The sequence below is a fragment of the Alsobacter sp. KACC 23698 genome, from assembly GCF_045348435.1.
In the GTDB taxonomy this organism is placed as follows: Bacteria; Pseudomonadota; Alphaproteobacteria; order Rhizobiales; family Beijerinckiaceae; genus Alsobacter.
Map to the genome: position 1 here is coordinate 355,073 of NZ_CP157484.1, position 14,500 is coordinate 369,572.

Sequence of the window (14,500 nt, forward strand, 5' to 3'; positions counted from 1 at the left end):
GCGTCGGCCCGTTCTGTTCGCCTCAATCGGCCTTTGAACCCTGTCCGGGAGGCGTATGCTCCCGTTGGCCGTTCGCCCGCGAGGGGGCGGCCGCATAACAAACGGGAGGATGCATAATGCGCAGGTGGCCGGAAGCGGTCTTCATCACCTTGGCGATGGGCATGGCGGCGTCCGCCGTCCATGCGGCGCCGTTCATGATCGTGGGCAATGACGAGAAGCTGGTCTGGGACGACGAGGGCAAGCCGGTGCTGTCCGCCCCCGGCAAGGACAACGTCGTCATCGTCGACCTCGCCAACCCCGAAGAGCCCAAGATCGTCGCGACGCTGCCGCTGAAGAACTCGGTCGTCGGCCCGCCGACCAACGTCGCCATCGACCCGACGGGCTCCATCGCGCTGGTGGCCGATTCCGTGGATGTGGTGAAGGACGGCGAGGCCTTGAAGCAGGTCGTCGACGACAAGGTCCACGTCATCGACTTGAAGGCCAACCCTCCCAAGCTCGCCAAGACACTGTCGGTCGGCAAGATGCCCTCCGGCCTGAGCTTCAGCCCGAAGGGCGACATGGCCCTCGTCGCCCTGCGCGGCGACAACGCCGTCGCCGTCCTGTCGATCAAGAACGGCGACGTCACCCTGGCCGAAACCGTCCCGATGGGCGACGTGGTGGCCCATGTGGCCATCTCGCCTGACGGCAGGCGCGCCATGGCGATGAAGTTTCCGGCCCACAAGGCGGCGATGCTCGACATCGACGCCAGCGGCAAGGTGACCTACGGCAAGGTCGACCTGCCCACCGGCCAGTGGCCCTATAACGGCGCGATCAGCCCGGACGGAAAGTTCGCGCTCACCGCCGACAACGGCAACTCCGGCGCGTCGGACGGCAGCGTCGACACCGTGAGCGTCATCGACCTGGAGGCCAGCCCGCCCCGCATCGTCGACCGCGTGGTGGTCGGCGACGGACCGGAAGGCCTGGCCATCAGCCCCAAGGGCGACGTCGCCGTGGCGGTGATCCTGCGCGGCTCCAACGCCAGCAAGAAAGCCTATTTCTACAAGCCGACCGGGGCGATCAACGTCCTCAAGGTCGAGGGCAAGAAGCTCACCTTCGTCAAGGAGATCGAGGTCGGCGGCCTGCCCGAGGCGGCGGTGTTCACGCCGGACGGACGCTACCTGCTGGTCGGCAACTATCTCGACCAGGACTTCTCCATCCTGAAGGTGGAGGGAAGCCAGGTCACCGACACCGGCAAGCGCTTCAAGGTGCCCGGACACCCAGCCTCGGCCCGGATGGGGCCCGGCTAACCCCTCAGCGGAGACTCCGGGCGCCCCGCGCGCCCGGACCCCGCCTGGCTAGTGTGCCAGGCTCGACGCGGGCAGGGCCGCCGCCAGCCTGAATTGGCCCACGGTGAAGTCCTGCCGATAGGCGCCGCCCAGCTCCTTCTCGACGCACAGGCGGATGAGCTTGCTGCCGAAGCCGTTCCGGGCGTCGCGCGCCTGGATCCTGTCCGTCGTCTCCGACCAGCGCAGCGCGACGCGCTGGTCCGCGCCGTCCCCTTCCAGCGTCCAGGAGACCTCCAGCTTGCCGTCCTGGTCGGAGAGCGCGCCGTACTTCACCGCGTTGGTGGCGAGCTCGTTGATCATCAGCGAGATCGACACCACCGAGCGCGGGCCGACATGGATGGCCGGGCCCTCGATCATGGTGCGCCGCCAGTCGGGTCCGTCATGCGGCGCCAAGGTGAGCCGCACCACGTTCTCCAGCGTCGTGCCTTTCCAGTCGGAGTCGCTGAGCAGGTCGTGGGAGCGCGCCAGCGCCATCACGCGCCCGGTCAGCGCATCCTTGAAATGCTCCGGATTTGGGGTGGACTTGAGCGTCTGCAGCACCAGCGACTGGACGATCGCGAGCGTGTTCTTCACCCGGTGGTTCAGCTCCGCGATCAGCAGCAGCTGGTGCTCGGAGGCGCGCTTCTCGTCCGTGACGTCGAGCACGACGCGCACCGCATACGCGAAGGCGCCGTCCTCATGCACGGCGGTGCTGAAGATGCGCACCCAGCGCGGTTCGCCGTCACGCCGGTGGAACCGCTTCTCCACCACATAGTCCGTCTGCGATCCCGTGAGCTGTCCGCGGAAGGCCGACTGGTCCTCCGCCACGTCTTGCGGCTCGCTCAGATCCGTGAAGCGCATGCCCAGCAGCGCCTCGCGCGAATAGCCGGTGATCCGGCACAGGGTCTCGTTCACGGCGACGAACCGCCCATGCGCGTCGACTTCGGCGATCCCCGCGCCGGCGTTCTCGTAGGTCGCCCGAAGGCGCCGTTCGCCGGCCTCGGCGCTGCGCAGCGCGCGGTCGCGTTCCTCCGCCCTGCGGCGCAACTCGCCGGACGTCTCCGACATGGCGTTGGCGATGGCGCTCACTTCCGCGATGGAGGTCTTGACGGGCGCCTGCCGCTCCTTCGCGGTCCCCAGCGCGGACGCGGCGCGCGCCACGTCGCGGATGGGCGCCGCGAGCGTTCGTCCATACGCCAAGGCGAGAACCAGGGAGCCCAGCAGGCCGAGCCCGGTCAGAGCCGCCACCCCGCCCAGGAACTGGCGCATCGGCGCCTCCAGCGTCCGCCTCGGGATGCTGACGGCGACGCGCCAGCCGCTCAGGGCCGACTGGTGCGCCACCGTGAGGACTTCGCTGCCGTCCAGCGTGCGCCCGGGCCACACGGTCCGGCCCGCGGCGACGTTCTCGCGAAAGCTGGCCGAGGCCTCCGACCCGATGAAGCGCTCATGCTCGCGCGACCGCGCCACGATCTTCATCGCGCCATCGATGACGGAGACGTTCCAGTCCGGCGGCGTGGTGGCGTCGAGCACGACCTTGCGCAGGAGATCGGGCGAGATCGCCATGTTCATGGCGTAGCGGACCTCGCCGCCGCTGGGGACCGGGATGTCGACGAAGACGAAGGGCTGCCTGGTCACCGCGCCCTGGTAGAGGTTCGAGACCGCAGGCTTGCCGGTCTCGAACACCCGCCGGTCGGTCTGGCGCACCGTCTCGTCCTGGCTTACCGGGAGGGGCTTGCCCCATGGCGCGACGGTGTTGAGGATCTGCTGTCCGGAGCTGTCGCGCATCGCGATCGCATAGCCCCGGAACGTCAGGACCTGCTTGGCCTGGCCGTAGACGGTGGCGAGATCCCCGGCCGCCAGCGCCGGCGACGTGGCGAGAGCCTGGAGGGCGGCGATCATGCCGCCGAGCTCGCGATCGATGTCGCCCGAGACGTCGCTGGCGAAAGCCTGGGCCTGGGCCTCCAGGCGCAGTTGCTCCTGCGCGGCCATGCGGGTGGCGATGACGGTGCCCACCAGCGAAATGGGAAGAAGCGTGAAAAGGCTGAAGACGGCCAGATGAACGGAGATGGGGTAGCGTCTGCGCTGCGCTGCGTCCGAAGCCATCGACGTCGATTTTCTGTCCTGCGCCGCCGGAGGGAACGGCTGACGGCTTGAGGGCCGCATCACGTGTTAGATCGCGCTTGGGCGCCCTCCGCAAGTCGGCAGCGCCCGTTCGGCAGGAGGTACGGCGCCGCACCCCCGGCCGCGCGCCGCGGCGGCCTCAGCCGCCGAACATCAGGCGCAGCGCCGCGAGCAGCTCGCGCTCGTCGTGAGGTTTGCCCAGAACAGCCGCCTCGCTGTATTTGGCGGGCAACTCCTCGGGGTTGTAGCCTGTGGAGAAGACATACGGGATGCAGCGCTCCTGAAGGACATCGGCCACCGCGAAGCTGGTTTCGTCGAAGAGCTTCACGTCCAGGATGGCCCCGTCCACCTGCTCGCCCTGGATCAGCGCCAGCGCTTCGGCGACATTCGGGGCGGGACCCAGCGCGTCATAGCCTCTGCGCTCGAGGGACGTCTTCAGGTCCAGCGCGATGATCCACTCGTCTTCGACGATCAGAATCTTGCGACGCGGTTCCACGGCCGGCTCCGTCGACCTCACAAGGGGCAGGTCAGCGTGACCGAGAGCCCGGTCGGATCGAATTTGAACTCCGACGACCCGCGCAGCGTGTAGCCGATCTCGCGCTGGATCAGATGCATGCCGAAACCGGTCTCCTGGGGGACCGCCGCCGAAGGGCCGCCCTGCTCGCGCCAGCGCAGCGTCAGCCGTCCGTCCTGGCTGGACCACATCACCTGCACCCGGCCCTCGGCCCTGGACAGCGCGCCATATTTGCCGGCGTTCGTGGCGAGTTCATGCAGCACCATTCCGAGCGAGAGCGCCTGGCGCGGCCGCACGCGCAGCGCCGGTCCATCCAGCGACACGCGGTCCAGCCCGAACGGCTCCAACTCGTCTTTTACAATGTTGGCCAGCGACACGTCCACCCATCTCTCGCGCGAGATCGCCCCATAGGACCGGGCCATGGCGCGCAGGCGTTCGATCAGGGCCGTCTTGTAGTGGGCGAGGCTCTGGCCGGGCGTGGCCATCTGCCCGGCGATGGCGATCACGATCGCCAGCATGTTCTTCACCCGGTGGTTCAGCTCCGCCACCAGCACCCGCTGCTGCTTTTCGGACTGCACCAGCGTGGTCACGTCCACGAACGTCACCACCACGCCCTGAACCTGCACGTCCGAGTTGCGATACGGAATAAGGCGCAGCAGGAAGTAGACGTTCGCGCTTTCGTCGGCGATCTGGCGCTCGATGCTCTCGCCGGACGCCAGCACGGACTGCACGTCGGCGGCGAGGTCGGGCAGCGGCAACCGGCTGGACAGGTCGCTGAGCGGGCGGCCCTTGTCGGTGGGCAGGATGGAGAAGATGCGCTTCACGTCGGGCGTGAAGCTGCGGATCACCAGATTGCGGTCCAGGAAGACCGTGGCGATCTGGGTGCTGGCGAAGAGGTTGCTGAGATCGCTGTTGGCGCGGTCGAGCTGGTCGAGCTTGCCGTGAAGCTCCGAATTGACCGTGTGCAGTTCCTCGTTGAGCGACTGCAGCTCTTCCTTGGAGGCTTCGAGCTCCTCGTTGCTCGACTGCAGCTCCTCGTTCACCGAGACGAGCTCCTCGTTGGAGGATTTCAGCTCCTCCAGCGCCGTCTCATACTCCTCGATCAGGGCTTGCAGGCGCTCGCGCGTCTCCCGCAACTCGGCTTCCAGGTGGCTCGCCGCATCCTGGCCGTGCAGGACCGTGCGGGCCTCCGCCTGCTCGCGGCTGAGCATCGGACCCTCGTCGCTGAAGAGCACGAGGAAGAGGCTCTCATTGTCGCGGCGCTCCGCCAGCGGTTCGACCGTGAGGGTGACCATCTGGACGCGCCCGTCCTCGCCCTCGACGGCCGCGCCGGGGCGCACCACCACATGCCCGGTCTCCATCGCGGTCTGCAGCGCGGTGCGCAGCTCCAGCCGCAGGCCTTTCTTGGTCATGCCGATGAGTTGGCGGCTGGGCAGGCCCGGCGCCGGCTCCAGATATTTGCCGGTCCGGCCCGAGTAGAAGACGACGTCGCCCTGGTTGTTGACGAGCACATGGGCCGGCGCATGGCGCTCGACCACCTGCCGTTCGACGGATTGCCGGATGGCGACGCCGGCCAACTGGCTCCGCGGCTGACCCGTCTGGCTGGCCTCGATCATCGCCGTCATCCCCCGGACGGAGCGGGAAAGCCCGTTCACGCCGACGACGTCGTCCCGACGCCGGAAGATTCGCTGCTTCTTGTCCACGGCCGTGAACAGGTCGCCGAACTGGCTGACCGTCTCCGACGTGCCGAGGAACAGGAAGCCGCCCGGCCGGAGCGAGTAGTAGAAGGTCGGAATGACCTGGCTCTGGATGTCGGGGCCGAAATAGATCAGCAGGTTCCGGCAGGACACGAGGTCCATGCGGGAGAACGGCGGATCGCGAATGACGCTGTGGGGCGAGAAGATGCACAGGTCCCTGACGTCGCGGCTGATCTGGTAGGACCCTCCGTCGGCGACGAAGAAACTCTCCCTGCGCTCCTTGGAAACGCTGTCCAGCAGGGCCGCCGGATAGCGGGCCGCCCGCGCCACCGCGAGCGCCCGCTCGTCGATGTCGGTCGCGAAGATCTGCACCTGCGGCCGGGCGGTCATGCCGTCGAGCCGTTCCCGCGCCAGCATGGCGATCGTGTAGGCCTCTTCGCCGGTGGCGCAGCCTGGAACCCAGATGCGGATGGTGTCGCCGGGGCCGCGGCCCTCGAACAGCTTCGGAAAGACGAGCTTCTCGAGAGCCTCGAACGCCTCCGCGTCGCGGAAGAAGTTGGTGACGTTGATGAGAAGGTCCCGGAACAGCGCGCTGACCTCCTTCAGGTCCTTGCGCAGCGTCGCCACGTAATCGGAGATGGATCTCGCCTGGGTGACCTGCATCCTGCGCTGCACCCGGCGCATGAAGGTCTTCGCCTTGTAGCCCCGGAAGTCGTGACCGACCTGGTCGCGCAGGATGGCGCAGATCGTGTCGTGGGCGGTGGCCCATTCCTTGTCGGCCGACGAACCCGGCTGTTCGAGGGCGCCCGCATCGAGGAGTGCGAAACCGCGGGCGAACTCCAGGAGCTTGCCGCCCATCTGCTCGGCCGGGATGGCGAGGTCCACCAGCCCGGTGGAGATCGCGCTTTCCGGCATCTCCGGATGGCTCGGCCCGTTCGCGCCGGACGCCTGCGCCATGGTCAGGCCGCCCCTCTCCTTGATGGCCTTGATGCCCAGCGTGCCGTCGCCGTCGCGCCCCGACAGGATCACGCCTGCCGCGTATTCGCCCTGGTCCACCGCCAGGGAGCTGAGGAAGATGTCGATGGGCTTGCGCTCGCGATGGTCCTTGCTCTGCCGCCGGATCGTCAGCCTGCCGCGGTCGATGCCCAGGATCGCGTCGGCCGGGAGCACGTAGACCCGGTTCGGCTGCACTTCGGCGCCCTGCCGGGCCAGCGTCACCGGCATGCTGGTGTGCCGGCCGAGGATCTCCGGGAGCAGGGTCTTGTAGTCAGGGCTGAGATGCGTGACCACCACATAGGCGATCCCGCCGGCCTCCGGCGCTCCAGAAAAGAAGCTCCCGAGAGCCTCGACTCCTCCGGCCGACGAGCCGATCCCCACGATGGGAAATGGTTTGGAAGGTGTGGCCATCGGTCCGGGATCGCGACGCTGGCTTCAGGACCAGGGGAGCGGCGCCATCCGGATGTCCGAGGGCGCGAGCCTCCCGTCCCGCCAGTCCGTTCACTTCACACGCAATAAGGCGTCAACGCAAACCCAACCTTGAGATGATGTCCTGGCATCGCTGGGCGTCCTTGTCGCCCAGGGGCAGGATGGGCAAGGGCGGGTCCGCGCGGCACAGTCCGAGCAGGTTGGCGGCCGCGTAGACGACGCGCAGGCTGCTCAGCTCGCGAAACAGCGCCCAGAGCGGCTCCAGGGCGGCGTTGGCGTCCCTGGCCGCGGTCACGTCTCCCGCCTGCGCGGCCTTCACGATGCTCATGCATGGATCGGGAAACAGCCCGCCCAGCACGCTGTACCAGGCGGCCCCGCCGGCGATCAGGGCCTCGGCGGCGTTCCAGTCGCCGCTGAACCCGATCTGGAAAGTCTCCGACGTCACGGCCCGCAAGGCCGCCAGCCGCTCCGGCATGGCGGCCGCCTCCGCCGACGGGGCCTTCACGGCCACGATCGAGGGGTGGCGGCTGAGCCGTCCGATCAGGGCCGGCGTGAAACTGAAATGCGTCGTCGCCGGGTTGTCGTAGACGCACAGCGGCAGGCCGACCGCGTCCGCCACGGCGGTGAAATGCGCCTCGACCTCCCGCTCCGTCAGCGGCGTGTACGACACCGGCGCCAGCAGCACGGCGTCGGCGCCCGCCTCGCGGGCGTCCCGGCCGAGCCGGATGGCCTCGTCCGTGCGCAGCGCCCCGATCCCGACCACCAGGGGAGTGCGCCCCCGCGCCGCCTCGGCGGCGATCGACACGGCGCGCCGCCGCTCCTCGCGGCTCAGATAGGCGTAGGTCCCGGTGCTGCCGAGCAGTCCGATCGAATCCACCCGTGCGGCGATGAGTCGCTCGACCAGGCGTCCGAGCGCCTCCGCGTCGACCCGGCCGTCCCGGTCCGCGGGCGTGATCGGGAAGGCCGAAAGGCCCTGGAAGACGGACGACATGGCGAAACTCCCGGTCTCAGGCGCTCGACTCTCTACAGGACCCGCGCCGCGAAGACGATCCCCCGGCGCGCCGGGGGCGAGGCGAAACCCGCGTCCGGCCGGCTTCGGGGCTCGCCGGGCGCCGACACGCAGTTGACGCGCAAGGGTTGTAAAGCAAACTTGGCGTCCCGTTTTGCTTCTGCGCAACATGGGGCGGACGAGGCCCACAGGAGCGGACCCGATGAAACCCACCACCCTGGTCCATCGCTGCGTCGCGACCCTCCTGATCGGTCTCGGGGCGTGGCCGCTGGCCGCGGCGGCGCAGACGGGCGGTCCCCCCACGGTGTCCGTGGCCAAGCCCTACATCACCGAGATCATCGAGCGGGACGACTTCACCGGCCGCTTCGAGGCGGTCGACCAGGTCGACGTCCGCGCCCGCGTGACGGGCTATCTCACCAAGGTCGATTTCCGCGACGGCAGCATGGTCAAGGCCGGCGACCTGCTGCTCAGCATCGACGACCGCCCCTATCGGGACGCCGTGAAGGAGGCCGAGGCGACGCTGGTCTCCGCCAAGACGCGCACCGAGTTCGCCCAGTCCGACTACGAGCGGGCCGAGAACCTGCGCAAGACCGGCAACATCGCCGACCAGGTCTTCGACCAGCGCCGGCAGGCCCTGCTGGCCGCGCGCGCGGAGGCGGACCGGGCCGAGGCGACGCTGAGCCGGGCGCGCCTGGACCTGGAGTTCACCCAGGTGCGCGCGCCCATGAGCGGCCGCATCTCGCGCCGCCTCGTATCGGAGGGCAACCTCGTCAACGCCAACGACACGCTGCTCACCAACATCGTCTCCCTGGACCCGATCCAGTTCTACTTCGACATCGACGAGCGCTCCTTCCTGGCCTATTTCCGCCAGGGCGTGAACGGCATCGGCTCCGGCCAGGGCGGCGACGCGTCCAAGGTGGCGGTGGCGCTCACCAACGAGACCGAGCCGACCCATCCGGGCCGCATCGACTTCGTCGACAACCGCGTCGACGCCGCCAGCGGCACGATGCGGGTGAGGGCGTCGCTGCCCAACCCCACCATGGCGCTCACGCCGGGGCTGTTCGGGCGCATCCAGATCCAGGGCTCGCAGCCCTACAAGGCCGTGATGATCCCCGACGAGGCGATCGGCGCCGACCAGGACCGCCGCATCGTCTACGTGGTCGGCGCCGACAACAAGGTCTCCGCCAAGGCGATCCGGACCGGTCCGCGCATCGATGGGCTCAGGGTGGTGCGCGAGGGCCTCGACGGCTCCGAGACGATCGTCGTCTCGGGGCTGATGCGGGTGCGCCCGGGCGCGGCCGTGCAGCCCAGGATGGTGGCCATCAAGCCGGGGGCCGACACGATCGCGGAGAAGTAGCGCCATGCGGTTCGCTCATTTCTTCGTCGATCGGCCCATCTTCGCCGCGGTGCTGTCCATCGTGATCATGCTGGTGGGCGGCATCTCCTATGTGAGGCTGCCCGTCGCCCAGTATCCGGAGATCGCGCCGCCCACCATCGTGGTGCGGGCGAGCTATCCGGGCGCGGACGCCGCCACGGTGGCGGCCACGGTCGCCACGCCGCTGGAGCAGCAGATCAACGGCGTCGAGGACATGCTCTACATGTCCTCCTACTCCACCGGCGACGGCAATCTGTCGCTGACCATCACGTTCAAGCTGGGCTCCGACCTCGACAAGGCGCAGGTGCTGGTTCAGAACCGCGTCGCCATCGCCAATCCGCGCCTGCCCGAGGAGGTGAAGCGCCTGGGCGTGACCACGCTGAAGTCCTCGCCGGACCTCATGATGGTCGTGCACATGCTGTCGCCCGACGACCGCTACGACCAGCTCTACGTCTCCAACTACGCGCGCAACAACGTCCGCGACGAGCTCTTGCGCCTCGACGGCGTCGGCGACCTGACGATTTTCGGCGAGCGCCAATACAGCCTGCGGGTCTGGCTCGATCCGGACAAGCTGGCCGCCTTCGGGCTGACGTCGGGCGACGTGGTGCGGGCCATCCAGGCGCAGAACGTCCAGGTCTCGGGCGGCTCGCTCGGCCAGGAGCCGGCGCCCCAGGACACCGCCTTCCAGCTCGCCGTCACCACCCAGGGCCGCTTCGACAATGTCCGCCAGTTCCGCCAGATCATCGTGCGCAACACCACCGACGGCAGGCTGGTGCGCGTCTCGGACGTCGCCCGGGTCGAGCTGGGCGCGCAGGACTACTTCACCAATTCCTACCTGAACGGGAAGCCCGCGGTGGCGCTGGCGATCTTCCAGCGTCCCGGCACCAACGCGCTGGAGGCCTCCGCGTCGATCCTGTCGACCATGCAGAAGCTGAAGAAGGACTTCCCGCCCGGCATCGACTACACGGTCGTCTACAATCCCACCGAGTTCATCGCCGAGTCGGTCAACGCCGTGTACCACACGCTGTTTGAGGCCGTGGCGCTGGTCGTCATCGTCATCCTGGTGTTCCTGCAGAGCTGGCGCACCGCCCTGATCCCGATCGTCGCCATCCCGATCTCGCTCGTGGGCGCCTGCGCGGCCATGTCGGCGCTGGGCTTCTCGCTCAACACCCTCACGCTGTTCGGGCTCGTTCTAGCCATCGGCATCGTGGTCGACGACGCGATCGTGGTGGTGGAGAACGTCGAGCGCAACATCTCGCTCGGCATGACGCCCCGCGACGCCGCCCACGCCACGATGGACGAGGTCGGGACCGCGGTGCTGGCCATCGCGCTCGTGCTGGCGGCGGTGTTCGTCCCCACCGCCTTTATCCCCGGCATCTCGGGCCAGTTCTACCGGCAGTTCGCGCTCACCATCGCGGTGTCGACGCTGATCTCAGCCTTCGTGTCCCTCACTCTGTCGCCCGCCATCGCGGCGCTGATCCTCAAGCCCCATGCGCACGAGCCGCCGCGGACCGCTCTCGGCCGCGCCGGGGCGCGCGCCGCCGGCGCGTTCAACCGCGGCTTCGACCGCATGTCGGAGGGCTACGCCGCGGGGGTCGGCGTGATCGTCCGCCGCAAGGCGATCGTGCTGCCGATCTACGCCGGGCTGTTGCTGGGGACGCTCTGGGTGGCCGACAGGGTGCCGCGCGGCTTCATCCCGACGCTGGACCAGGGCTACGCCATCGTGGTGATCCAGCTCCCGGACGGGGCCGCCCTGGGGCGGACCGACCGGGTCGTCCAGCGCGCCAGCGAGATCGCCCGCGAGGTCCCGGGCGCCTTCAACGCCGTCGCCTTCGCGGGCTTCTCCGGCGCCACCTTCACCAACGCCTCCAACGCCGCCGCGATCTTCGTGTCGTTCAAGCCTTTCGAGGAGCGCCTGAAGACCGGGCGCAGCGCCGACGCCATCATCCGCGAGCTCTTCGGGCGGCTGCAAGCCATCGACGAAGCCTTCATCATCGCCATCCCGCCGCCGCCGGTGCGGGGCCTGGGCAACTCGGGCGGTTTCAAGATGATGGTGCAGGAGCGCCAGGGCGCCGACGTGAAGCGCGCGCTCGCCGCAGCCTATGCCATCATGGGGCAGGCCAGGCAGGACAAGACGCTGACGGGCGTGTTCACCACCTTCACGGCGGGCGCTCCGCACATCTATCTGGAGATCGACCGCGTCAAGGCGCAGATGCTGAACGTGCCGATCGCCAACATCTTCGAGACGCTGCAGATCAATCTCGGCACGGCCTATGTGAACGACTTCAACGCCTTCGGGCGCGTCTACCAGGTCCGCGCCCAGGCCGACCAGCGCTACCGCATCGAGCCGGACCAGATCGCGCGGCTGCGCGTGCGTTCCGCCACGGGCGCGCTCGTGCCCCTGGGCACGCTGGTGGAGCTGAAGGATTCGTCCGGCCCCGAGCTGATCCAGCGCTACAACATGTACCCGGCCGTGCCGCTGCAGGGCAACGCGGCGCCCGGCGTCTCGTCGGGGCAGGCCCTCGACTCCATGGAGCGCATCGCCGCCTCGGTGCTGCCGCCGGGCGCCAGCTTCGAGTGGACGGAGCTCGCCTACCAGGAGCGCGCCACCGGCGACACCGCGATCTTCATCTTCGCGCTGTCGGTGCTGATCGTGTTCCTCGTGCTGGCCGCCCAGTACGAGAGCTGGAGCCTGCCGCTGGCGATCATCCTGATCGTCCCGATGGCGGTGCTGTCGGCCCTCCTGGGCGTCATGCTGCGCGGCATGGACAACAACATCCTGACCCAGATCGGTCTCGTGGTGCTGGTCGGGCTGGCGGCCAAGAACGCCATCCTGATCGTCGAGTTCGCCCGCGAGGCGGAGGCCCACGAAGGCCTGGATCCGGTCGCCGCCGTCGTGCAGGCCTGCAAGCTGCGCCTGCGCCCCATCTTGATGACCGCCTTTGCGTTCATCTTCGGCGTCGTGCCGCTGATGATCGCGACAGGCCCCGGCGCGGAGATGCGCCAGGCGCTCGGCACGGCGGTCTTCTTCGGCATGCTCGGCGTGACCGCGTTCGGCCTCGTCCTCACCCCGGTCTTCTACGTGGCGCTGCGCGCCCTCGTGCTGTGGCGCGCCCGGCGCCGCGGCGGCGGCGAGACGCTCGCGCCGCCGGCCGCCCCGCAGGCCCGTCCGGCCGAGTGACCGGTGCGGGAACGAACGGACCCCCGGCTCAGCCTGCGGCCGGCTGGGCGAGGCTGCGCGCCAGGGCGGCCTTGATCTCGTCGCGGCTCAGGCGGCGTCGGAAATCGGGGTCGATATGCGCGAAGGCGATGCGGCCGCCCCGCTCGATCACATAGGTCGCCGGCAGCGGCAGGGTCCAGCTCTCGTCCCCGTTGCGCTCCGGCAGGGGCGTGTCCGACGGCGTCAGGATGGCGCGGCGGTCCGGCGGCACGGCGACCCGGACCCCGGCCGCGTCGGCCAGGCGGCCGCCCTCGTCATACAGGATGCCGAAGCTCAGGCCGTTTTCGGCCATCGTGTCCTGCGCGAAGCGGGGCTGCTCGGGCGACACCGCGAAGGCCTGCACGCCCGCTGGCGCGGCGTCCTGCGCGGCGGCCTCGAATTCGCCCAGCGCCAGCCGGCAGAACGGACACCAGCCGCCGCGATAGAAGGTCAACAGCACGGGCCCCTGCTGGTAGACTTGGTGCAGGTCCACGACCCGGCCGTCCTGGTCGGCCAGGCGGGCGCCCGGAAAGGTCTCGCCCTCCCGCAAGGCCCGCTTGCGCACGCCGTCCAGCGCGTCCATGTCGAGCGCGAAGGCCTCCGCGAGGTGCGGGCCCAGCCGCTCGCGAAAGCGCCTGCCGAGGTGCTCGAGCTTCTCGTGGAATGACATGGCGTCGTCCTCGACCCGTCTGCGGCGCCGCCGGTGGGTCGGCCCGGCGAGCGGCGGCTCCGCCCAGCATAGTGCATCGCTGCATGCGGCGGGAAGCCGCCTGCGCCAGGCCTGGCCTGCGCTACGCAGCCCGGATCGATCCGGATCGCAGCGGATCGCTTGCGGTTTTGCAACGGACATCAGCCGTGCTCACGCCTATCTGTGCGGGGCGGGACGAACCCCCCGCAGGGAGAACCCGACATGAGCGCCAACGGCATCCATCACGTCACCGCCATCGCCGGACCGGCGCGGCGCAACCTGTCCTTCTATCGCGATACGCTCGGCCTTCGGCTCGTCAAGAAGACCGTCAATTTCGACGATTCCGGCACATATCACTTCTACTATGGCGACGAGACCGGCAGCCCCGGCGCGATCCTGACCTTCTTCCCCTGGGAGCACGCCGCCCCCGGCCGGCTCGGCGTGGGCGAGACGCAGGAGACCGTGTTCCGCATCCCGGCCGGTGCGCTCGGCTTCTGGATGCACCGCTTCGTCGAGCGCGGCGTCGCCCATGACGCGCCGGTCAGGCGCTTCGGCGAGACCGTGCTGGCCTTCCGCGATCCGGACGGCATGCGGCTCGCTCTGGTCGGCGTCGCCGGGGCCGAGCTCGAGCCCGCATGGGCCGGCGGCGGCGTCCCCGCCGAGGCCGCCATCCGCGGCTTCCACAGCGTCAGCCTGCTGCTCGACGACGTCGCCGCCACGGGGGCGATCCTCAGCGACGTGCTCGGTTTCCGCGAGGAGGGCCGCGAGGATTCGCTCGTGCGCTACAGGGCGGCCGGAACCGCCATGGGCGGCGTCGTCGACCTGCGCGCCGCGGGCGGGTTCCTGCCGCCCCGCCCGGGGGCGGGTTCGGTCCACCACGTGGCGTTCCGGGCGGCGGACGACGCGGCGGAGGCCGAGATGGTCCGCAGGCTCGCCGAGAACCACGGGATCCGCGCCACCGAGCAGAAGGACCGAAACTACTTCCGGTCCGTCTATTTCCGCGAGCCGGGGCGCGTCCTCTTCGAGATCGCGACCGATATCCCCGGTTTCGCCGTCGACGAGCCCGTGGCGACGCTCGGCGACGCCCTCAAGCTGCCCGCTTTCCTGGAGCCCCGGCGCGACGCCATCGCGGCCGCCTTGCCCCGGCTCGACTGACGCGGCCCCGGCC

Annotated in this window: 9 protein-coding genes; 4 read left to right on the forward strand and 5 right to left on the reverse strand. The window is 69.4% G+C overall.

The window, feature by feature from the left end; all coding sequences use genetic code 11:
- The first annotated feature begins 116 nt into the window (after positions 1–116).
- Entirely contained in the window at positions 117–1,286 is a 1,170-nt protein-coding gene (locus ABEG18_RS01605; protein ID WP_406856355.1) for a YncE family protein, read from the forward strand.
- A 48-nt stretch (positions 1,287–1,334) separates the two neighbouring features.
- Here ABEG18_RS01605 and ABEG18_RS01610 read toward each other — a convergent pair whose 3' ends face one another.
- From ABEG18_RS01610 to ABEG18_RS01625, 4 genes are all read right to left on the reverse strand, one after another.
- Positions 1,335–3,407 carry an HWE histidine kinase domain-containing protein gene (locus tag ABEG18_RS01610; protein WP_406856356.1) on the reverse strand — a complete coding sequence of 691 codons (2,073 nt, stop codon included), beginning with the start codon at positions 3,405–3,407 and terminating at the stop codon, positions 1,335–1,337.
- A gap of 157 nt (positions 3,408–3,564) precedes the next feature.
- Positions 3,565–3,921: a response regulator gene (locus ABEG18_RS01615; RefSeq protein ID WP_406856357.1), complete on the reverse strand. Its 357-nt coding sequence runs from the start codon at positions 3,919–3,921 to the stop codon at positions 3,565–3,567.
- 17 nt (positions 3,922–3,938) lie between these two features.
- Positions 3,939–7,043, reverse strand: a complete 3,105-nt coding sequence (locus tag ABEG18_RS01620; RefSeq protein WP_406856358.1) for a CheR family methyltransferase — start codon at positions 7,041–7,043, stop codon at positions 3,939–3,941.
- Between the two features lie 112 nt (positions 7,044–7,155).
- Positions 7,156–8,052, reverse strand: a complete 897-nt coding sequence (locus tag ABEG18_RS01625) for a dihydrodipicolinate synthase family protein (RefSeq protein WP_406856359.1) — start codon at positions 8,050–8,052, stop codon at positions 7,156–7,158.
- A 220-nt stretch (positions 8,053–8,272) separates the two neighbouring features.
- On the opposite strand from ABEG18_RS01625, the gene ABEG18_RS01630 reads away from it, so the two are divergent.
- Together ABEG18_RS01630 and ABEG18_RS01635 are read left to right on the forward strand one after the other, a co-directional pair.
- Entirely contained in the window at positions 8,273–9,427 is a 1,155-nt protein-coding gene (locus ABEG18_RS01630) for an efflux RND transporter periplasmic adaptor subunit (protein ID WP_406856360.1), read from the forward strand.
- Between the two features lie 4 nt (positions 9,428–9,431).
- Positions 9,432–12,626: an efflux RND transporter permease subunit gene (locus ABEG18_RS01635; protein ID WP_406856361.1), complete on the forward strand. Its 3,195-nt coding sequence runs from the start codon at positions 9,432–9,434 to the stop codon at positions 12,624–12,626.
- A gap of 28 nt (positions 12,627–12,654) precedes the next feature.
- On the opposite strand, the gene ABEG18_RS01640 is transcribed toward ABEG18_RS01635, so the two are convergent.
- Positions 12,655–13,314, reverse strand: a complete 660-nt coding sequence (locus ABEG18_RS01640) for a peroxiredoxin-like family protein (RefSeq protein ID WP_406856362.1) — start codon at positions 13,312–13,314, stop codon at positions 12,655–12,657.
- 240 nt (positions 13,315–13,554) lie between these two features.
- Here ABEG18_RS01640 and ABEG18_RS01645 point away from each other — a divergent pair, with 240 nt between their 5' ends.
- Positions 13,555–14,487 (forward strand): ring-cleaving dioxygenase, encoded by a 933-nt coding sequence (locus ABEG18_RS01645; RefSeq protein ID WP_406856363.1) that lies wholly within the window; start codon positions 13,555–13,557, stop codon positions 14,485–14,487.
- The last annotated feature ends 13 nt before the right edge of the window (positions 14,488–14,500 follow it).

What these genes read in the sequence shown, in the direction of transcription:
- ABEG18_RS01610 (WP_406856356.1), bottom strand. Translation starts at nt 3,407, where the DNA reads ATGGCTTCGGACGCAGCGCAGCGCAGACGCTACCCCATCTCCGTTCAT.
- ABEG18_RS01635 (WP_406856361.1), top strand. Translation starts at nt 9,432, where the DNA reads ATGCGGTTCGCTCATTTCTTCGTCGATCGGCCCATCTTCGCCGCGGTG.
- ABEG18_RS01630 (WP_406856360.1), top strand. Translation starts at nt 8,273, where the DNA reads ATGAAACCCACCACCCTGGTCCATCGCTGCGTCGCGACCCTCCTGATC.
- ABEG18_RS01645 (WP_406856363.1), top strand. Translation starts at nt 13,555, where the DNA reads ATGAGCGCCAACGGCATCCATCACGTCACCGCCATCGCCGGACCGGCG.
- ABEG18_RS01620 (WP_406856358.1), bottom strand. Translation starts at nt 7,043, where the DNA reads ATGGCCACACCTTCCAAACCATTTCCCATCGTGGGGATCGGCTCGTCG.
- ABEG18_RS01605 (WP_406856355.1), top strand. Translation starts at nt 117, where the DNA reads ATGCGCAGGTGGCCGGAAGCGGTCTTCATCACCTTGGCGATGGGCATG.
- ABEG18_RS01625 (WP_406856359.1), bottom strand. Translation starts at nt 8,052, where the DNA reads ATGTCGTCCGTCTTCCAGGGCCTTTCGGCCTTCCCGATCACGCCCGCG.
- ABEG18_RS01640 (WP_406856362.1), bottom strand. Translation starts at nt 13,314, where the DNA reads ATGTCATTCCACGAGAAGCTCGAGCACCTCGGCAGGCGCTTTCGCGAG.